This window comes from Streptomyces sp. NPDC005483 (assembly GCF_040606035.1).
Lineage (GTDB): Bacteria > Actinomycetota > Actinomycetes > Streptomycetales > Streptomycetaceae > Streptomyces.
In genome coordinates, this window is sequence record NZ_JBEXEA010000075.1 from 302 (window position 1) to 19,290 (window position 18,989).

Annotated in this window: 21 protein-coding genes and 1 pseudogene; 17 read left to right on the top strand and 5 right to left on the bottom strand. The window is 71.5% G+C overall.

What is annotated here, in order from left to right; genetic code table 11:
• The coding region (locus ABZT06_RS49135) for a hypothetical protein (protein ID WP_355756120.1) at nt 1–254 on the top strand (254 nt) is incomplete at its 5' end.
• Nucleotides 255–492: 238 nt separating this feature from the next.
• Here the strand turns inward: ABZT06_RS49135 and ABZT06_RS49140 are convergent.
• Together ABZT06_RS49140 and ABZT06_RS49145 are read right to left on the bottom strand one after the other, a co-directional pair.
• Entirely contained in the window at nt 493–1,137 is a 645-nt protein-coding gene (locus ABZT06_RS49140) for a response regulator transcription factor (RefSeq protein WP_355756123.1), read from the bottom strand.
• On the bottom strand, nt 1,125–2,375 hold the full coding sequence (locus tag ABZT06_RS49145) for a histidine kinase (RefSeq protein ID WP_355756125.1): 1,251 nt from the start codon (nt 2,373–2,375) through the stop codon (nt 1,125–1,127). The genes ABZT06_RS49140 and ABZT06_RS49145 overlap by 13 nt, the downstream gene beginning before the upstream one ends.
• Nucleotides 2,376–2,508: 133 nt before the next feature.
• On the opposite strand from ABZT06_RS49145, the gene ABZT06_RS49150 reads away from it, so the two are divergent.
• From ABZT06_RS49150 to ABZT06_RS49200, 11 genes are all read left to right on the top strand, one after another.
• Entirely contained in the window at nt 2,509–2,985 is a 477-nt protein-coding gene (locus ABZT06_RS49150) for a hypothetical protein (RefSeq protein WP_355756126.1), read from the top strand.
• A gap of 181 nt (nt 2,986–3,166) precedes the next feature.
• Nucleotides 3,167–4,822 (top strand): FAD-dependent monooxygenase, encoded by a 1,656-nt coding sequence (locus ABZT06_RS49155; protein WP_355756128.1) that lies wholly within the window; start codon nt 3,167–3,169, stop codon nt 4,820–4,822.
• Nucleotides 4,823–4,969: 147 nt separating this feature from the next.
• A complete protein-coding gene (locus tag ABZT06_RS49160; RefSeq protein WP_355756130.1) occupies nt 4,970–5,365 on the top strand; it encodes a hypothetical protein in 396 nt (131 codons plus the stop codon).
• A gap of 122 nt (nt 5,366–5,487) precedes the next feature.
• Nucleotides 5,488–6,183 carry a class F sortase gene (locus ABZT06_RS49165; RefSeq protein WP_355756132.1) on the top strand — a complete coding sequence of 232 codons (696 nt, stop codon included), beginning with the start codon at nt 5,488–5,490 and terminating at the stop codon, nt 6,181–6,183.
• Nucleotides 6,184–6,337: 154 nt separating this feature from the next.
• Nucleotides 6,338–7,495 carry a SchA/CurD-like domain-containing protein gene (locus ABZT06_RS49170; protein ID WP_355756134.1) on the top strand — a complete coding sequence of 386 codons (1,158 nt, stop codon included), beginning with the start codon at nt 6,338–6,340 and terminating at the stop codon, nt 7,493–7,495.
• 66 nt (nt 7,496–7,561) lie between these two features.
• Nucleotides 7,562–8,017, top strand: coding sequence for a cupin domain-containing protein (locus tag ABZT06_RS49175; protein WP_355756136.1), 456 nt, complete (start codon nt 7,562–7,564; stop codon nt 8,015–8,017).
• On the top strand, nt 8,014–9,282 hold the full coding sequence (locus ABZT06_RS49180; RefSeq protein ID WP_355756138.1) for a beta-ketoacyl-[acyl-carrier-protein] synthase family protein: 1,269 nt from the start codon (nt 8,014–8,016) through the stop codon (nt 9,280–9,282). The genes ABZT06_RS49175 and ABZT06_RS49180 overlap by 4 nt, the downstream gene beginning before the upstream one ends.
• Nucleotides 9,279–10,529: a ketosynthase chain-length factor gene (locus tag ABZT06_RS49185; RefSeq protein WP_355756140.1), complete on the top strand. Its 1,251-nt coding sequence runs from the start codon at nt 9,279–9,281 to the stop codon at nt 10,527–10,529. Before ABZT06_RS49180 ends, ABZT06_RS49185 begins: the two co-directional genes overlap by 4 nt.
• Nucleotides 10,530–10,611: 82 nt before the next feature.
• The gene (locus ABZT06_RS49190; protein ID WP_355756143.1) at nt 10,612–10,869 is read left to right on the top strand and encodes an acyl carrier protein; all 258 of its coding nucleotides are present in this window, start codon (nt 10,612–10,614) and stop codon (nt 10,867–10,869) included.
• Between the two features lies 1 nt (nt 10,870).
• Nucleotides 10,871–11,350 carry an SRPBCC family protein gene (locus tag ABZT06_RS49195; RefSeq protein ID WP_355756145.1) on the top strand — a complete coding sequence of 160 codons (480 nt, stop codon included), beginning with the start codon at nt 10,871–10,873 and terminating at the stop codon, nt 11,348–11,350.
• A 20-nt stretch (nt 11,351–11,370) separates the two neighbouring features.
• Nucleotides 11,371–11,703, top strand: coding sequence for a TcmI family type II polyketide cyclase (locus tag ABZT06_RS49200; protein WP_355756160.1), 333 nt, complete (start codon nt 11,371–11,373; stop codon nt 11,701–11,703).
• Between the two features lie 84 nt (nt 11,704–11,787).
• On the opposite strand, the gene ABZT06_RS49205 is transcribed toward ABZT06_RS49200, so the two are convergent.
• The 3 genes from ABZT06_RS49205 to ABZT06_RS49215 all read right to left on the bottom strand — a co-directional run bounded on the left by ABZT06_RS49205 (nt 11,788) and on the right by ABZT06_RS49215 (nt 15,086).
• The gene (locus ABZT06_RS49205) at nt 11,788–12,861 is read right to left on the bottom strand and encodes a methyltransferase (protein WP_355756147.1); all 1,074 of its coding nucleotides are present in this window, start codon (nt 12,859–12,861) and stop codon (nt 11,788–11,790) included.
• A 42-nt stretch (nt 12,862–12,903) separates the two neighbouring features.
• Entirely contained in the window at nt 12,904–13,968 is a 1,065-nt protein-coding gene (locus tag ABZT06_RS49210) for a right-handed parallel beta-helix repeat-containing protein (protein WP_355756149.1), read from the bottom strand.
• Nucleotides 13,969–14,051: 83 nt separating this feature from the next.
• Entirely contained in the window at nt 14,052–15,086 is a 1,035-nt protein-coding gene (locus ABZT06_RS49215) for a medium chain dehydrogenase/reductase family protein (protein WP_355756151.1), read from the bottom strand.
• Between the two features lie 102 nt (nt 15,087–15,188).
• On the opposite strand from ABZT06_RS49215, the gene ABZT06_RS49220 reads away from it, so the two are divergent.
• The 5 genes and pseudogenes from ABZT06_RS49220 to ABZT06_RS49240 all read left to right on the top strand — a co-directional run.
• Nucleotides 15,189–15,848: a TetR/AcrR family transcriptional regulator gene (locus ABZT06_RS49220; RefSeq protein ID WP_355756153.1), complete on the top strand. Its 660-nt coding sequence runs from the start codon at nt 15,189–15,191 to the stop codon at nt 15,846–15,848.
• A 356-nt stretch (nt 15,849–16,204) separates the two neighbouring features.
• Nucleotides 16,205–16,408, top strand: coding sequence for a cold-shock protein (locus tag ABZT06_RS49225; RefSeq protein ID WP_004986771.1), 204 nt, complete (start codon nt 16,205–16,207; stop codon nt 16,406–16,408).
• Nucleotides 16,409–16,582: 174 nt separating this feature from the next.
• Nucleotides 16,583–18,049, top strand: coding sequence for a DEAD/DEAH box helicase (locus ABZT06_RS49230; protein ID WP_355756156.1), 1,467 nt, complete (start codon nt 16,583–16,585; stop codon nt 18,047–18,049).
• A gap of 53 nt (nt 18,050–18,102) precedes the next feature.
• The gene (locus tag ABZT06_RS49235) at nt 18,103–18,351 is read left to right on the top strand and encodes a CBS domain-containing protein (RefSeq protein ID WP_355756158.1); all 249 of its coding nucleotides are present in this window, start codon (nt 18,103–18,105) and stop codon (nt 18,349–18,351) included.
• Nucleotides 18,352–18,858: 507 nt separating this feature from the next.
• Nucleotides 18,859–18,989: pseudogene (locus ABZT06_RS49240) on the top strand (MerR family transcriptional regulator); the annotation flags it as partial.

The following is an 18,989-nucleotide window of genomic DNA, read 5'->3' on the forward strand; positions in this document are numbered from 1 at the left end:
CAGATGCGCACACCCTGCGGCCCGCAGCAGCTCCTGTCCCGCCGCGCCGCGAACACCACACCCGCCACCGACTGACCACACCGACACGGACACGGACACGGGCGGAGACGGTGCTGCACAGCACTGGGCGCGCGCGAGCCCACCGCCGACGCGACCGCGAACCAGCCGCCCCGGTCGACCAGATGCGCACACCCTGCGGCCCGCAGCAGCTCCTGTCCCGCCGCGCCGCGAACACCACACCCGCCACCGACTGACCACACCGACACGGACACGGGCGGAGACGGTGCTGCACAGCACTGGGCGCGCGCGAGCCCACCGCCGACGCGACCGCGAACCAGCCGCCCGGCTCGACCAGATGCGCACACCCTGCGGCCCGCAGCAGCTCCTGTCCCGCCGGGCGCGCACCTCGTCCAGGGTGAAGCCGAGATGCCGTCCCCGCCCGCACCCACCCACCAGTGCGCGTGACGCCCTCCGCCCAGGAGCCCGCCGTCCTCAGGCCACGCCGAGAAAGCGCAGCACGGCGAGCACCCGGCGGTGGTCCGCGTCCGCCTTCGGCAGGTCGAGTTTGGCGAGGATGCTGTTGATGTGCTTGGCCACCGCGCTCTCGCTGACGACGAGTTGGCCGGCTATGCCGGCGTTGGACCGACCGCCCGCCATCAGCTCCAGTACCTCGCGTTCTCGTGGGGTGAGCCGGTCCAGCGGGTCGCTGTGGCGACGCACCAGCAGCTGGGAGACCACCTGTGGATCCAGTGCGGTGCCGCCCTCGGCCACCCGCCGCAGGGTGTCGGCGAACTCCTCGACATCCGCGACCCGTTGCTTGAGCAGGTAGCCGATGCCCGAGGTGTGGGCGGAGAGCAGATCGGCCGCGTACCGCTCCTCCACGTACTGGGACAGCAGCAGCACGGCCGTCCCGGGCCACTGCTGCCTGATGACCAGCGCGGCCCGCACTCCCTCGTCCCCGAAGCCGGGCGGCATCCGGACGTCCACCACCGCGATGTCCGGCCGGTGTTCCGCCACCGCCGTCAGCAGCGCCTCGGCGTCGCCGACTTCGGCGACCACCTCGAACCCGGCCATCTCCAGGACCTTGACCACGCCGATCCGGAGCAGCACGGAATCCTCGGCGATCACGGCACGCACGGCAGCTCCACGGTCATGACGGTCGGTCCCCCGACGGGACTGTCGACCGACAGCGTGCCATCGACCGACGCGACCCGCTTGGCCAGCCCCGCCAGCCCGGTACCGCCGGCGGGGTCGGCGCCGCCCACGCCGTCGTCGCTGATCACGACGAGCAGGGTCGGCCCGAAGCGTTCCACCGTGACCTCGGCCCGGGACGCCTCCGCGTGCTTCACCACGTTCGCCAGTGCCTCGGAGACGACGAAGTACGCGACGGCCTCGACCGTGGCCGACGGCCGGGACGGCAGGACCACCTTCACCCCGACCGGAAGGGGCACCCGGGCCGCGACCCCCGAGATCGCGGCGTCGAGACCGCGATCCTCCAGAACGGCCGGATGCAGCCCGCGCACCAGACCGTTCAGCTCCTCGATCGCCTCCTTCGCCTCCCGGTGCGCCTCGTCGAGCACGCGACGGACGTCCTCGGGCAGGTCGCCGAGCGTCGCCCTGGCCAGTCCGAGGTTGACCGCCAGGGAGACCAGCCGCTGCTGGGCACCGTCGTGCAGGTCCCGTTCGATGCGCCGCCGTTCGGCGTCGACCGCGTCCACCAGGCCCGCCCGGCTCTCGGCCAGGTCCTCGACCCGGCGCGCCAGCTGCTCCTCACGGCTGGGCCCGAGCCGGGCCGTGGCGGTGCGGGTGTCGAGCCGGGTGAGGGCATCGGTCAGCCGGAATGCCGCACGGAGCAGCACGGCCCCGGCCACGGTGACGTACGCCGCCGCGGGGGTGTAGCCGAGGTCGCCGAGGGCCCCTTCCGGCGGAAACAGCCAGATCCATGCGTAGACCGAGGCGGCCACGGCGGCCACGGCCCACGTCAGGAGGACGAAGACCGCCGCGGTGGCCAGGAGCGGGCCGTACAGCAGGTGGTACGTGAGCTGCCGGCGGCCCGCCGGGGAGCGCAGCCACTCGTGCAGCGGGGGACGCCGGCCCTCGTGGAGTGCGGGGATGTCCACGCCGAGACGGGTGCGGAAGCGGCCGCGCTGCGCCTCGGTCAGCAACGGGCCGGCCGCTACGACGACGGCGAACGGCACGAGAACCGCCGGGAGGATCGCCGCCATCGCCTCCGGGACGAAGAGCATCCACGGCACAGCCATGACGAACAGGACGCCGTACTGGATCAGGACGCCCGTGGCGAGGAACGCGGCCGGTCGTCCGGCTCCCCGGAACGGCCACAGGATCACGCGCCGCAGGAGGGCGGTTGTGTGCATGGGGGAACGGTAGGCGTCGAAATCAGAAGCGGTCCATGGCGCAGGCATCCGTCCCGGGGGTGCAAGTGGTGCCACCCCAGGACGGTCCTCTGGGTTACTGACGGTGACCGCCGCGCCGGTGAGGCTGGGGCCCATGAAGGAGAGCCGGGAACACGAGGAGTCCGACCCGATGAGCGTGCTGGCCGACCGTCAACCACAGCGTGCCGAGCGGGTGTCGACGGTACGGCGGGGACGTCGTCGGCACCGGATGGAGCACGTCCTGGTCGCCTGCGGGCTGGTCCTGCTGCCCTGGCTGTTCGTGTTGGCGGGCGGTCTGCCGGGAACGGCCGTCGCCGCGAACTGGCGCACCGTCTGGGTGGGCCTGGACGCCTCGGAGGCCGTGGGCCTGATCGCGACGGGGCTGCTGGCCCTGCGGCGCCACCACCTGTACCCGCTCACCGCCACCGCCACCGCCACACTGCTCGTGGTCGACGCCTGGTTCGACACGATGACGGCGGCACCGGGCGCCGATCAGGTCTCGGCGGCGGCGATGGCGCTCGGCGCGGAGCTGCCGCTGACGGTGGTGTGCGTCGTACTGGCGGCACGGGGCCACGCCCGCCCCGCGGACTGACCGCATCCGGGCGCTCAGGACCGGCATCGGACCCGGCCGTCGCGCGCGGTGCCCGCCGACTCGGGGAACCGGGCGTGTTATGCGGGTGAAGCTTGGGCCCGTGTTCGTGTCCCGGGGCATGGATGAAGCTCGCCGCCGTATCCGGACCGAGTCGGCGGACACGACACGCTGGAGGCGAGTGATGAACCAAAGAGCTGCCCAAACCGACCCCAAGCCCCACCGGGTTCCGGTCCTCATCGTCGGCGGTTCCCTCGTCGGACTGTCGACCTCGGTGTTCCTGGGCCGGCTGGGCGTACGGCACACACTGGTGGAGCGGCACACCGGCACCTCCATCCACCCGCGCGGACGCGGCAACAACGTCCGCACGATGGAACTGTTCCGGACGGCCGGCGTCGAGCCGATGATCCGTCAGGCCGCCGCCACGCTGGCCGACAACCACGGCATCCTGCAGACTCCCACCCTGGTCGGAGACGCGGGCGAGTGGCTGTTCAAGGAGATCGACGCGGGCGGCGGACTGGCCCGCTTCAGCCCCAGCTCATGGTGCCTGTGCAGCCAGAACGACCTGGAGCCGGTCCTGCTCGACCACGCCAGACGGCTCGGCGGCGATCTGCGGTACGGCACCGAACTGCTGTCGTTCGACAGCAGGCCCTCGGGCGTCACCGCGATCCTCAAGAGCCGGGAGACCGGCGAGCACACCACCGTCCTCGCCGACTACCTCGTCGCCGCCGACGGCCCCCGCAGCCCCGTCCGCGAGCAGCTAGGCATCGGCCAGAGCGGCCCCGGGGACCTGTTCAGCAACGTCAGCGTCACCTTCCGCTCCCGCGGCCTCGCCGACGTCGTGGGCGAGCGCCGTTTCATCGTCTGCTACCTGACCGACCCGGCGGCCGACGGCGCCCTGCTGCCGGTGGACAACCGGGAGAACTGGGTCTTCCACGCGCCCTGGCACCCCGAACGCGGCGAAACGCTGGAGGAGTTCACCGACGAGCGCTGTGTCGAGCACATCCGCCGCGCGGTCGGCGTCCCCGATCTCGACGTACAGATCACCGGCCGCGCCCCCTGGCACGCCGCCCAGCGGGTCGCCCGCAGCTACCGGTCGGGACGCGTCTTCCTGGCCGGCGACTCGGCCCACGAGATGTCCCCCACCGGGGCGTTCGGCTCCAACACCGGTATCCAGGACGCGCACAACCTCGCCTGGAAGCTCGCCGCCGTCATCGGCGGCTGGGCCGGGGACGGGCTGCTGGACTCGTACGACGCCGAGCGCCGCCCGGTGGCGGAGGCGACCAGCGCCCGTGCCGCCGCCCGCTCGGCCGAGCACAGCCACCCCGGCTACGCCCCGCCTCCCGGCACCGGCGGCGGCCCGCAGCGCGGCATCCTCAACGTGGCCCTCGGCTACCGCTATCCGCAGGGCGCCGTCGTGGGCGCCGACCCCGCGACCCCGGTCGTCCCGGACCGCCTCGACCTGTCCGGTGAACCCGGCAGCAGGGCGCCCCACCTGGCGGTACGGCACCACGGTGAACGCGTCTCCACCCTGGACCTCTACGAACGCTCGCTCGTCCTGCTCAGCGGCGCCGGGGCGGCGAGCGGCTGGCACGAGGCCGCCGTCCGCCTCGCCGAGGAGGCGTCCGTCCCGCTGACCTCGTACCGGCTGGGCGAGGGACCGGGCGCCGAGCTGACGCCCGAGGGCGACGCGGACTGGGCGGCCGCGCACGGTACGACGCCCGAGGGCGCCGTACTCGTCCGGCCCGACGGGTTCGTGGCCTGGCGGTCGGCGGGACCCGTTCCGGACGCCGAGTCGGCGCTGCGTCAGGTCCTGAGCACCCTGCTGGGGACGGTCTGACGATCCGTCGGATGGGGGCGCGTTCACCCGGGTGACCGTCTTGAGTGGTGGCGGAGGCCCGGGTGACTGACGGTGGATCACGTCGGGGGTGGGCCACCCAAGCTGACGAAGCACCAGCTGCCCGGCCACCGACGGAAGGAACGTCACATGCGCTCTGCTCGCATCCTGCTGACCACGGCGGCGGCCTCGGCCGTCCTCGCTCTCGGCGCACCCGGCGCGTACGCGGCCGGGGACGACTGGGGTTCGTCGGACTCCTCCTCCCCCTCCTCCTCCTACAGCAAGGAGCACACCAACCCCAAGTACGACCCGGAGACCTACAAGGACAAGGACAAGGACAGCGAGCAGGGCCACGAGTCCGGCGGCGGCAAGCACGACGGCGGCTGGAGCGGCAGCCACGAGAAGCCCAGCGGCGGTATGCACACCGGGGGCGGCGGCCTGGCCTCCTCCCCGGCGGTGACCACGGGCGGGCTCGCCATGCTGGTCGTCGCCGGAACCGGCCTGTACGCGGCACGCCGTAAGAAGATCGCCGGAAGCCTGGCCTGACCCGTGCCGGACGCGATAGCCGCCGTGGCCGCCGCGCGCGTGGCGCGTGGCGGCCCGGCCGCCCTTCCCCGTGCCCCGTCCCCGCTCCGATGTGCTGCCGTGCCCTGGTGAGGTGGTCTCCGATGGCAGTCAGTCCTTCTCCTCCCCCAGACAGTCCCGGCCACGACGAACCCGCCCCGGCCGGGCAGGGATCCCACGGCAAGCTGATGCTGGGCGCCACGGCGATCCTGGTGCTGGCCGTGACCCTGTTCGGCGGCAACGACGGGTCGTCGCCCGAGGTCCCCCAGGCGCCCCTCGCCGTACCCGCCGCCTCCGTGCCGGCTCCCCCGCGCGGGCAGGCGGCCGGGCAGCCGGCGGGCAGGGAACTGCCGCGCTCGAGACCGGTACGTCTGCTCATTCCGAAGATCTCCGTCGACGCCCCCTTCACGGACCTCGCCATCGGTCCCACGGGCCGTCTCGAACCTCCTCCCCCCTACGACACCAACCTCGTCGGCTGGCACGCCAAGGGCGTGTCCCCCGGGGAGGCGGGCACCGCGATCATCGCCGGGCATGTCGACACGGCGACGTCGGCTGCCGTGTTCGTGAACCTCGGCGCCCTGAAGAAGGGGGACGTCTTCCACGTCGACCGGGCCGACGGGCGCAGAGCGTCCTTCGTGGTCGACAGCGTGGAGACGTTCGAGAAGGACAACTTCCCCAGCCGGCGGGTGTACGCCGACACGGCCAGGGCCGAGGTCCGGCTCATCACCTGTGCGGGTGACTACGACCACACGGCCAGGGACTACAAGGACAACCTCGTGGTCTTCGCCCACCTTCTGTGAGCCCGCCCCACCCGGCTGCCGGGACGGCCGGTCACCCCCACGGTGCATACGAGTCGCGCGCTTCCCGGGGCGGGCTGACGATCGAGGAACGCCGACGTCCCGCCCCGCGGGCCGACGTTCGACGGCCTCTGACCCCGAAGGAGATGTGCGCAGGATGACCACCACGTCCGACCGTGTTTCGAAAGCGCCTACGCAACAGGCGTCGCAGCGAGTCTCCCAGTCCGTGTTCGACGGCTCCAGGCTCCGTGTCGTCCTGCTGGTGGACGTCTACGACGGGGCCCAACAGCAGTTCCTGGAGGCCTACGAGAGCCTGTGCAGCCAGGTCGCCTCCGTCCCCGGACACGTCAGCGACCAGCTGTGCCAGTCCATCGAGAACCCCTCCCAGTGGCTCATCACCAGCGAGTGGGAGAGCGCCCCGCCGTTCCTCACCTGGGTGAACAGCGAGGAACACGTGCGGATGGTGGAGCCGCTGCACAGCTGCGTCCGGGACACCCGGTCGCTGCGCTTCCACATCGTCCGCGAGACCGGCGGCCCGGCGGTGCCGACCGGACCCGAGGAGCGCCGGCTGCAGGCGGCGCCCAGGATCGGTGACGGGCTCATCCGCCACGCGCTCACCTTCACGGTCAAGCCCGGCAGTGAGGCCACCGTCGCCAAGATCCTCTCCGGCTACACCTCACCGGAGCCGCGGGTCGACGACACCACCCGGCTGTGCCGCACCTCCCTGTTCATGCACGGCAACCGGGTGGTCCGCGCCATCGAGGTGCGGGGCGACCTGCTCGCCGCGCTGCGCCACGTCGCCCGCCAGCCCGAGGTGCGGGCCGTCGAGGAAGCCATCAACCCCTATCTGGAGCAGGACCGGGACCTGGACGACCCCGAGTCCGCCCGGGTCTTCTTCACCCGCGCGGCGCTGCCCGCCGTCCACCATGTGACGGCCGGGCAGGAGAGCCCGGAGGCGGAGCGGCACGCGCTGTACTACCCGGCCCGCGAGGGGTGCGGTATGCGGCTGGCGGAGCTGCTCGCCCGGCAGGACGAGGCGGCGGCGGACGATCCGCGCGGACCGGTGCTGCGCAGCACGATCTTCCAGCGCGACGACGTCGTCATGCGGCTGGTCGACGTGCGCGGCCCCCTCGACAGCGACCCCGGCCCCGTGCTCGGTCTCACGGACCACGGGCGGGCGGCCGAGCTGACGGCACTCCTCGACGGCGAGGCCCTCGGCGTGGCCGGCCCGGCACTGAGGGACAGCACCCCCGCTCACCTCCTCGCGGTCTCCCGCATGGACCTCGTCACCGACCGCCGCGCGCCCGACGCCTGATCCATCGGCCCGGGCCGTGACCGGCCACGCCCCCATGTCGAAGCAGCACATGTTCGGAGGAACGTCGTGATCAAACGTCATCCCGGAGTAGTGGATCTCAGCGAGGTCGAGCCCAACACCCGGCGCGGAGGCGACCTGCGCGCCATGCTCACCCCCGCCACGGTCGGCTCCACCAGCGGTTTCATGGGCGTGGCCATCGTGCAGCCCGGCGACCGCATCGCCGAGCACTACCACCCGTACTCCGAGGAGTTCATCTACGTGGTCTGCGGGCAGCTCGAGGTGGACCTGGACGGCGAGCCCCATGAACTGCGGCCCGAGCAGGGGCTCCTGATCCCCTCCCACATGCGGCACCGCTTCCGCAACGTCGGCAACGTGGAGGCCCGGATGGTCTTCCACCTCGGCCCGCTGGCCCCGAGCCCGCCGCTCGGCCACGTCGACACCGAGGACGCCGACGGTGTGCCGATCCCGGCGGAGACGGTCCACGCCGGCGGGGCGGCCGAGCCGACCAGGTTGCGCTCATGAGGAGGCGCGTGGCGGTCACCGGCATAGGAATCGTCGCCCCGGGCGGCATCGGTGTCCCGGCGTTCTGGGATCTGCTGACCAGCGGTCGCACGGCGACCCGCGGCATCACGTTCTTCGATCCGTCCGGGCTGCGTTCACAGATCGCCGCCGAGTGCGACTTCGACCCGGCGGCCCACGGCCTGGACGCGGACCAGATCGCCCGCAGCGACCGGTACCTCCAGTTCGCCCTGGTCGCCGGGGAGGAGGCGATACGGAACTCCGGCCTCGACCTCGCCGCGGAGAACCCGTGGCGGGTCGGGGTCTCCCTGGGCACCGCGGTCGGCGGGACCACCCGGCTCGAGCACGACTACGTCCTGGTCAGCCACGGCGGGCAGCGCTGGGACGTGGACCACCGGGAGGCCGGTCCGCATCTGCACCGGGCGTTCTCGCCCAGCACCCTCGCCTCGGCGGTGGCGGAGCGGTTCGAGGCACGCGGCCCGGTGCAGACCGTCTCCACCGGCTGCACCTCGGGGCTCGACGCCGTCGGGTACGCCTTCCACACGATCGAGGAGGGCAGGGCCGACGTGTGCATCGCCGGCGCCTCGGACTCGCCGATCTCCCCGATCACCATGGCCTGCTTCGACGCGATCAAGGCCACCTCCCCCAGCAACGACGACCCCGCCCACGCCTCGCGCCCCTTCGACGCCCGGCGCAACGGGTTCGTCATGGGCGAGGGCGGTGCGGTGCTCGTCCTGGAGGAGCTGGAACACGCCCGGGCCCGCGGCGCGCACGTGTACTGCGAGATCGGCGGCTACGCCACGTTCGGCAACGCCTACCACATGACCGGTCTGACGGGTGAGGGCCTGGAGATGGCCCGGGCCATCGAGGACGCCCTCGGCCAGGCACGGCTCGACGCCACGGCGATCGACTACGTCAACGCGCACGGGTCGGGCACGTTGCAGAACGACCGGCACGAGACGGCCGCCGTCAAGCGGGCGCTGGGCGCGCACGCCTACGACACGCCCATGAGCTCCATCAAGTCCATGGTGGGCCACTCCCTCGGCGCGATCGGGGCGATAGAAGTCGTCGCCTGCGCGCTGGCCCTGGCCCACCAGGTGGTCCCGCCCACCGCGAACTACGAGACCCCGGACCCCGAGTGCGACCTGGACTACGTGCCGCGCGTCGCCCGCGAGCGCAAGCTGCGCAGCGTGCTCTCCGTGGGCAGTGGCTTCGGCGGCTTCCAGTCCGCGGTGATCATGACCCTGCCGAGGGAGGATACCGAATGAGCGCACCGTATCCCCGGCGCGCGGCCGTCACCGGAATCGGCGTGGTCGCGCCCAACGGAACCAGCACCGAGGCCTTCTGGAAGGCCACCATGGAGGGTGTCGCCGTCCTGGACCGGATCACCCGTGACGGGTGCGAGCACCTGCCGCTGCGGGTGGCCGGCCAGATCCGGGACTTCGATCCGCCGTCGGCGGTCGAGGAGCGCTACCTCGTCCAGACCGACCGGTTCACGCACTTCGCGATGGCCGCCGCCGACCTGGCGCTGGACGACGCCGGGCTCGGCCGGGCCGACACCGACGCCGCGCCGTTCTCCGTGGGCGTGGTCACCGCCGCCGGTTCCGGCGGCGGTGAGTTCGGGCAGCGCGAGCTGCAGCAACTGTGGGGCAAGGGAAGCCGGTTCGTCGGGCCGTACCAGTCCATCGCCTGGTTCTACGCCGCGAGCACCGGCCAGATCTCCATCCGGCGCGGTCTCAAGGGCCCCTGCGGTGTGGTCGCCTCCGACGAGGCCGGCGGTCTGGACGCGCTGGCGCACGCGGCGCGGGCCGTGCGGCGCGGCACCGACGTGATGGTGGCCGGCGCGACCGAGGCGCCGCTGGCCCCCTACTCGATGGTCTGCCAGCTCGGTTACGAGGAGCTGAGCACCGTCGAGGAACCGGACCGCGCCTACCGCCCGTTCACCTCCGCGGCCTGCGGATTCGTGCCGGCCGAGGGCGGCGCGATGCTCGTCGTGGAGGCCGAGGGATCGGCCCGGGACCGGGGTGTGCCCGTGCGGGCCACGCTGGCGGGACACGCGGCGACGTTCACCGGGGCCTCCCGCTGGGAGGAGTCCCGGGAGGGGCTGGCCCAGGCGATCCGGGGTGCCCTGGACGAGGCCGGGTGCGCGCCGGAGGAGATCGACGTGGTCTTCGCCGACGCCCTCGGGGTCCCGGAGGCCGACCGCGCCGAAGCGCTCGCGATCGCGGACGCCCTCGGCCCGCACGGCACCCGGGTGCCCGTCACGGCGCCGAAGACCGCCGTCGGCCGGGCCTACGGCGCGGCGCCCGTGCTGGATGTGGCCACCGCGGTGCTCGCGATGGAGCACGGTCTGATCCCGCCCACCCCCAACGTCTTCGACATCTGCCACGACCTCGACCTCGTCACGGTCCGCGCGCGAGCCACCGAGGTGCGCACGGCGCTGGTCCTCAGCCGGGGACTCATGGGGTCGAACGCGGCGCTGGTGCTACGGCGCGGTGCCGCCGACGCCTCCTGACCAGGCCCCTGACCACCCATGACGACCACACCTCACGACCACACCTCACGACACCACGTCACGACCCAAGGAGAGGAACCCCATGAGTGACCGCATCACCGTGGAAGAGCTGGCCGAGCTCATGAAGAAGGCCGCCGGAGTCACCGTCGCCCCCGACGAGCTCCAGCGGCGCAGCGACTCCGGCTTCGACACCTTCGGTCTCGACTCGCTCGGTCTGCTCGGCATCGTGGGCGAGCTGGAGAACCGGTACGGCACCCCGATGCCTCCCGACGCGGAGAAGACCAAGAGCCCCCGGCAGTTCCTCGAACTCGTCAACAGCGCCCTTCTGGCAGGAGCCTGACATGACCGGACACACGCAGAACGAGGTCACCATCGCGGCCCCGCTGGACCTGGTCTGGGACATGACCAACGACGTCGCGAGCTGGCCGGAGCTGTTCAGCGAGTACGCCTCCGCGGAGATCCTGTCCCAGGAGGGGAACCGGACCACGTTCCGGCTGACCATGCACCCCGACGCGGACGGCAAGGTGTGGAGCTGGGTCTCGGAGCGGGAGCCGGACCGCGACACGCTCACCGTGCGGGCCCGCCGTGTCGAGACCGGGCCCTTCGCCTACATGAACATCGTGTGGCAGTACGAGAAGGTCGCCGAGGGCACCCGGATGGTGTGGACGCAGGACTTCGCGATGCGGCCGGACGCACCGGTCGACGACGCCTGGATGACGGACAACATCAACCGGAACTCCAAGATCCAGATGGCGCTGATCCGGGACCGCATCGAGAAGGCCGCCGAAGAGCGCCGGCCCGTGCAGATGCTGTCCGACTGAGCGGGACGGAGGACATGACGATGCATCAGTCCCTGATCGTCGCCCGGATGGCCCCGGAGTCGGCCCTGGACATCGCCAAGGTGTTCGAGGAGTCGGACCGGGGAGAGCTGCCGCACCTCGTGGGCGTCGCCCGGCGCAGCCTCTTCCAGTTCGACGACGTGTACCTGCACCTCATCGAGTCCGAGCGGGATCCCGGGCCCGCCATCGCGAAGGTGGCCGGACACCCCGAGTTCCGGGACATCAGTGAACGGCTGTCGGCGTACGTCAGCGCGTACGACCCGGCGACCTGGCGCTCACCGAAGGACGCCATGGCGCGGTGCTTCTACCGCTGGGAGCGGGACTCCGCCTCCTGAACCGCCGTACGACCGACCGCCGTTCACCGGACACGTGAGGGTCGCGTGCCCGGCGAACGGCGGTCCGCGGGATCGGCCCCGGGGTCAGGCGGGGACGGTGCAGTCGAACGCGTGCAGATAGGGGTTGACCGGCCGGACGTCGTCGATGACCAGGCCCGCCTCCGTCAGCCTGCGGGTCAGGCTCTCGGTGGTGTGCTTGGCCCCTCCGACGTTGAGGAGCAGCAGCAGGTCCATGGCGGTGCTGAACCGCATCGAGGGCGAGTCGTCGACGAGGTTCTCGATGGCCACGACCCGCGCTCCCGGCCCGCCCGCCGCGATGACGTTGCGCAGGGTGCGGGTCGTGCTGTCGTCGTCCCACTCCAGGATGTTCTTGATGACGTACACATCGGCCCGGACCGGGACGGCCTCGCGGCAGTCACCGGGCACCAGGCGCGCCCGGTCCGCGAGCGCCCCTCCGGGACGCAGCCGCGGGTCGACGTTGTCCACCACGCGCGGCAGGTCGAGCAGGGTGCCGTGGAGCGAGGGGTACTTCTCCAGCAGGCTCGCCACCACATGCCCCTGGCCACCGCCGATGTCGGCGACCGACGTGCTCCCCGACAGGTCGAGGAACTGGGCGACGTCCCGCGCGGACTGCACGCTGGAGGTCGTCATGGCGCGGTTGAAGACGTCGGCCGACTCCGGTGCGTCCTCGTTGAGGTACTGGAAGAACTCCTTGCCGTAGAGGTCCTCCACGACGTTGCGGCCGGAGCGCACCGCCTCGTCCAGCATCGGCCACGCGGCCCAGGTCCACGGCTCGGTGCACCACAGGGCGATGGCGCGCAGGCTGTTCGGATCGTCCTCGCGCAGCAGCCGGGACATGTCGGTGTGCGCGAACGTCCCGTCCCGCTGCTCGGCGAAGATGCCGTAGCAGGACAGAGCCCGCAGCAGCCGTCGCAGTGTCCTGGGTTCGGTCTTCACCGCGGCCGCGAGGTCCTCCACGGCCAGCGGGCTGTCGTCGAGGGCGTCGGCGACACCCAGCCGGGCGGCCGCGCGGAGAGCGGCGGCACAGGCCGCGCCGAACACGAGTTCCCTGAGCCGCATGGAGGGCGGCGGGGCCGCCTGAGCGGGCTGGGCAGTGTGAGCGGTCTGGGCGTTCTGGGTGGTCTGAGCGGTCGTCATGAGCCGTCTTCCTTCTTCGAGTTCATGGGTGACCACGGCCGGTCAGCACAGTCCCGCGGGCTTGGAGGCCCGGCAGGAGTTGTGTTCGAAGGTGTTGTCCTTGCCGGTGTCGGTGTTGACGAGGTCGGCGGGGGCGTTGCCCTCCAGCACGTTGTCGGTGATCCGGTTCCGGTCGCTGGTGGTGCCCACGAAGCTCTTGAACAGGACGATGCCGCCCGACAGCGAGGAGGCGCCGGTGTTGCCGATGACGCGGTTGCGCGTCACCAGGGTGTCCTCGGCACCGGTCAGCACGATGCCGGAACCCTGCAACGCGTCCAGCCGCGCGGTCTTCGGGCAGGACTTGTTGTTCCTCGCGACGATGTTGTCGCGCACGGTCAGCGCGCCCGCTTTCGGCTTGTTCTCGTCGCCCACGACGAAGACGCCCGCGCAGTTGCCGGTGAGGTGGTTGCCCGCGACGGTGAGGTTCCTGAGGCGACGGACGGTGATGCCGATCCGGTTGCCCTCCAGGCGGTTGCGCTCGACCACGGTTCCCCGGGTGTCCGTGGCGCCCGCCTCCTCCTTGATCGTGTTCGCGAGGAAGAGGCCGGCGTCGCCGTTGTCCCGGGCGGTGTTCTTCCGGAACACCCCGCGCACCGAGCGCTCCTGGGCGATCCCCCACACCCCGTTCTTCACCGCGGTCACGTTCCGCACGGTCAGCCCGTCGGTCGCCATGGCGAACACTCCGGTGCCGGTGAAGCCGGTCACGGTGAGGGAGGCGATGGTGACGCCCTCGACGTCGTGGTCCTTCGTCCCGATCACGCAGATCCCGTTGCCGGCCTCGGCACATCTGCCCGTGGCCTTCTTGGTGTCCGGCTCGATGACGGTGCTGCGGCCGATGCCGCTCAGGGTGATCCCGGGCGTGCTCACCAGGACGCTCTCGCGATAGGTGCCAGGGGTCAGCAGGACGGTGTCACCCGGCTCGGCGGCGTCCACCGCCTGCTGGATCGACTGTCCGGGAAAGACCACGTGGGTCATCTGGTCGGCGGCGGCGACGGGCGGGGCGGCCCCGAACACCGCCCCGATGATCGCCGCGGTGCATGCCAGGCGGGAGATATGAAATCTCATCATATTCGGCACGGTATGTCCTGAAAGGTCGCAAACAGGCGGGATAGCCCGTCCGGGGGCGTGTCACGGACACGACCCGACCTGCCCTACGGGTTGAGGACGATCTTTCCGGCGACCGTGCCGGACTCGGCCAGCCGCAGGGCGTCGGCGGCGCGGGCGAGCGGCAGCCGGGCGGCGATCCGGGGGGTGACCTCGCCGCGCTGGAGGGCGGCGAGGACCTGGGCGAGGTCGGCGCGCAGGCGGGCCCGGAAGCGGTTCTTCGCGAGGGCGCGCCCGGCCCACACGTTGAAGAAGCAGGCGCGGCGGCGGTTGGGCAGCGCGTTCCACAGCCACACCCGGCCGAGGAGCTTCAGCACGGGCCACTGCTTGGAGCCCTCGGCGTCACGGGTGGCGGCGGTGCCGTACGCCACGAGGGTGCCGCCGGGGGCGAGGAGGCGCCAGGAGTCGACGATGCCGCGGCCGCCGACGTGGTCGAAGACGGCGTCGACGCCCTCGCGCGGGGCGAGTGCGCGGATCCGAGCGGCGAGGTCGTCGGCGCGGTAGTCGACGGGGACGACTCCCCCCTCCCGCAGGGCGTCGTGGTGGCGCGGGGACGCCGTACCGATCACGTGTGCGCCCGCGGCCAGGGCGAGCTGGACCAGGACCGAGCCGACGCCGCCGTTGGCGCCGTACACGACGACGGTCTGCCCGGCGCGGACGCGGGCCTTGCGGTGCAGCATCTGCCAGGCGGTGATGCCGTTGAGGACCAGGGTCTCGGCCTCCGCCGCGCCGATCCCGTCGGGCACCGGCACCACGTCCGCGGCGTCGACGAGCACGTGACTGGCCCAGCCGCCGACCTTGACCAGGGCAGCGACCCGGGCGCCGGCCAGGTGCGGATCGACGCCCTCGCCGGTCGCCTGCACCGTGCCGACGAGGTCGTAGCCGGGAACGAAGGGGAAGGGCGGCTGGTCGAAGTAGCGACCGCGCCGCATCTGCTGCTCGGCGAAGGAGACGCCGGTCGCCTCCATCCGGATCACGACCTGGCCCGGTCCCGCGGCGGGGACCACTCCGTGCCGCAGCTCAAGCCCTTCGGGCTCGACCTTGCCCGGCAGGACGACCTCGACGAGTCCTTCGGTGTTCATGACGACCTCCACACAGCGGTTGGTTACTCAGCTTCGCGTTCGTTAGAAGTTATAACTCCACAGGATCGAGAGTGTCAATAACTTCAGTGATACCCTCTAACCATGGTGAATCAGGAAGCGAAGACCCCGCGCGAGCGCTACCGCGCCCAGGTGCGTACGGAGATCAAGGAACGCGCCTGGGAGCAGATCGCCACGGCGGGCGCGTCCGCGCTCTCCCTCAACGCGATCGCCAAGCAGTTGGGGATGAGCGGGCCCGCGCTGTACCGGTACTACGCCGGCCGCGACGAGCTGATCACCGAGCTGGTCGGGGACGCGTACCGCAGCCTCGCCGGCACTCTCCGCGCCGCCTTCTCCCGGCCCGGCGCCGACGTGAGCACGCTGGCGAGCGCCCTGCGGACCTGGGCACTGGAGGACCCCCAGCGCTACTTCCTCATCTTCGGCACGCCCGTCCCCGGCTATCACGCGCCCGACGACATCACCGCGATCGCCTCCGAGGTCATGACGACAATTCTGGACGCCTTCACCGGGCTGCCGTCGAGCAGCACCGCGACAGCGTTCGACGCCCACCTCGAACAGCACCGGGACTGGGCGGACGGCCACCCCGCCCCGGCCGCGACCCTCCACCGGGCCCTGACCTTCTGGACCCGGCTGCACGGCGTCCTGTCCCTGGAGCTCGCCGGCCACTTCACCGGGATGGGATTCGATCCCGCGCGTTTCTACGCCGCCGAACTGGACGAGGTGACCGGCCTCGGACGGATGTGACTTTCGTCGTGTCGGGCGTACCGGCCGCCACCGGACGTCCGCGCCGGTGACGGCGGGTCACCTCACGTCGTCGGAGGTCACAGGGCCGCGGACGAGGCGCACGGCCGGAGTGCTGCGTGCCCGCGGAGCAATATCTGTGCCCGCGATATGAGAAATAGGACCGGTGCCTGGTGAGTATTCCCCGAACGCCGACCAAGGTCAGGATTATCCACCGCACAGGTCCGATCGCACCGTGCTACTGTCGATCTCAGTTGCAGGTGTGGTTGCCAGAAGGTTATTTCCGACGGGCGAATCAGCACGGCGACACGGAATTCACACACGGTGAATTCTGAAACCGCCTCCGAAGGAGATATGACATGGCTACTGGCACCGTGAAGTGGTTCAACGCGGAAAAGGGCTTCGGCTTCATCGAGCAGGACGGCGGCGGCGCCGACGTCTTCGCCCACTACTCCAACATCGCCGCCCAGGGCTTCCGTGAGCTGCTGGAAGGCCAGAAGGTGTCGTTCGACATCGCGCAGGGCCAGAAGGGCCCGACGGCCGAGAACATCGTTCCCGCCTGACACCCGCTCTGCCGCGCATATTTCGCAGCTGGGGCCCGCACCTTGGGGTGCGGGCCCCAGCTCGCGCATTTCAGGGCGCATCCCCCATCGCCTTCGGTTCGTTCTCGCGATTCTCTGCGCCGCTCATCGGCTGCGTGAATTCCTTGATACGCGCCGCATCAAGGAAGGTTTCGCATGAATCGCACACGCTCGAATCCCCCCCGTGGCCGCTCCGGTGGTCCGTACCGTGGCTCCAGGAGCCAGGGAAACCGGCAGACCGTACAGGGTGAGTTCGCGCCGCCCAGGACGATCACTCCCGCGCTGCCCGCGGTCGAGGCGTTCGCCGATCTCGCCATGCCCGCACAGCTGCTGGCCACGCTGGGACACGAAGGCGTGACCGTCCCGTTCCCGATCCAGGCGGCCACCCTGCCGAACTCCCTGGCGGGCCGTGACGTCCTCGGCCGTGGCCGCACCGGCTCGGGCAAGACCCTCGCCTTCGGCCTCGCCGCACTGGCCCGTACGGCAGGACGCCGTGCCGAGCCGCGGCAGCCGCTGGCCCTCGTCCTCGTTCCCACCCGCGAGCTCGCCCAGCAGGTCACCGACGCGCTCACGCCCTACGCCCGCTCCGTGAACCTGCGGCTGGCCACCGTCGTCGGCGGTATGTCCATCGGCAGGCAGGCCGGAGCGCTGCGCGCCGGGGCCGAGGTGGTCGTCGCGACGCCCGGACGGCTCAAGGACCTCATCGACCGGGGCGACTGCCGGCTGAGCGAGGTGGCCATCACGGTCCTCGACGAGGCCGACCAGATGGCCGACATGGGCTTCATGCCGCAGGTCACCGCCCTGCTCGACCAGGTGCGTCCGGGCGGGCAGCGGATGCTCTTCTCGGCCACGCTCGACCGCAACGTCGACCGGCTGGTGCGCACCTACCTGCACGACCCCGTCGTCCACTCGGTCGACCCGTCCGCCGGCGCGGTCACCACGATGGAGCACCACGTCCTCCATGTGCACGACGCGGACAAGCACCGGACGACCACCGAGATCGCGGCACGCGACGGCCGGGTGATCATGTTCCTCGACACCAAGCACGCGGTGGACCGGCTGACCAAGCACCTGCTGAGCAGCGGTGTCCGCGCCGCGGGCCTGCACGGCGGCAAGTCCCAGCCGCAGCGCACCCGGACCCTGGCCCAGTTCAAGAGCGGGCATGTGACGGTGCTGGTGGCGACCAACGTGGCGGCCCGCGGGATCCACGTCGACAACCTCGACCTGGTCGTCAACGTCGATCCGCCCACCGACCACAAGGACTACCTGCACCGCGGCGGTCGTACGGCCCGCGCCGGCGAGTCCGGCAGCGTCGTCACCCTGGTGACGCCCGACCAGCGTCGCGGCATGAGCCGGCTGATGGCCTCGGCGGGCATCACTCCCCGGATCGCCCAGGTGCGTTCGGGTGAGGAGGAGCTGAGCCGCATCACCGGGGCCCAGGCCCCTTCCGGTGTCCCGGTCGTCATCACCTCGCCGCAGGCGGACCGCCCCCGCGGCACGTCCTCCTCGTCACCCTCCCGGGGCCGTCGGGGGCGCCGCGGCCAGTCGGGCCAGGGCCGCCCCGCGGGCGAGGCGGCACGCCGCAGCGCGCCGCGGCGAACCGGCTTCGGCTCCGCCGCCTAGGGCGGCTGTGCCGGCCGGTCCCACAACCCACCCCCTTCCAGCAGGAGGCATCCATGACGCCGATCCAGACGCAGCACGTGGACCTCGACCGGGAGGGGGCCGGACCCCGGGTCTGTGACGACATGACGGTCGAGGTGGCCCTGTCGCTCATGGCCGGTGCCCGGGTCGACCACCTGGTCCTCTGCGACGGGGACGAGCAGCGCACGGGCCTGGTCACCCTGGCCGGACTCGCCGGGCTGCGGGACAGCGCCGCCTACACGGACCGGCTCCAGCTGCGGGACGTCCTCCGGCTCGCCGGCTGACCGGTCCCACCCGGATCCACCACCTCAAGCCCGATGGGGCCCTGCCGACGCGCGTCGGCAGGGCCCCATCGTCGTATGCGCCCGCCGAAGCATCTCTGCGCCTTCCGAGCGGCAAAATCTGTTCTTGTCAGAGTAGACATTGGCGCCTGACGCCATTACCGTTCTTCTCGTAGACATGGTCGAACGAGACCCGGCAGACACGAACTGGCCGGGTGGCAGTAACGCAGTACCAGTTCACAAGTGATGGATCCAGAGCAAGGACGGAGGAGCAGACGCCATCAGGATCGCCCGGCCCGACAGTCTCGGCCCGGGTACCGCAAGACCCCGGATTGGATGGTGGTCCCCGGTCACGCAGCCGCGATCCCCGCACCCCTCCCGTCACCGGGCCGGGTAGCGGAAACAGGAGGTCGGCGCAGCATGAAGGCCGACAGATGGTGTTGAATTCCCTTCGGGGCCCTGGTGCCGTACGGCATCGGGGCCCCTCGACGCGTTGCACGACGAGGTGACATGGCAGCAGATATCCCCCTGGGCGACCGCCTGGAAGACGACGACTATCCCGCTTACACGATGGGCCGGGCAGCCGAGATGCTCGGCACCACCCCGGGCTTCCTCCGAGCCATCGGCGAGGCCCGACTGAT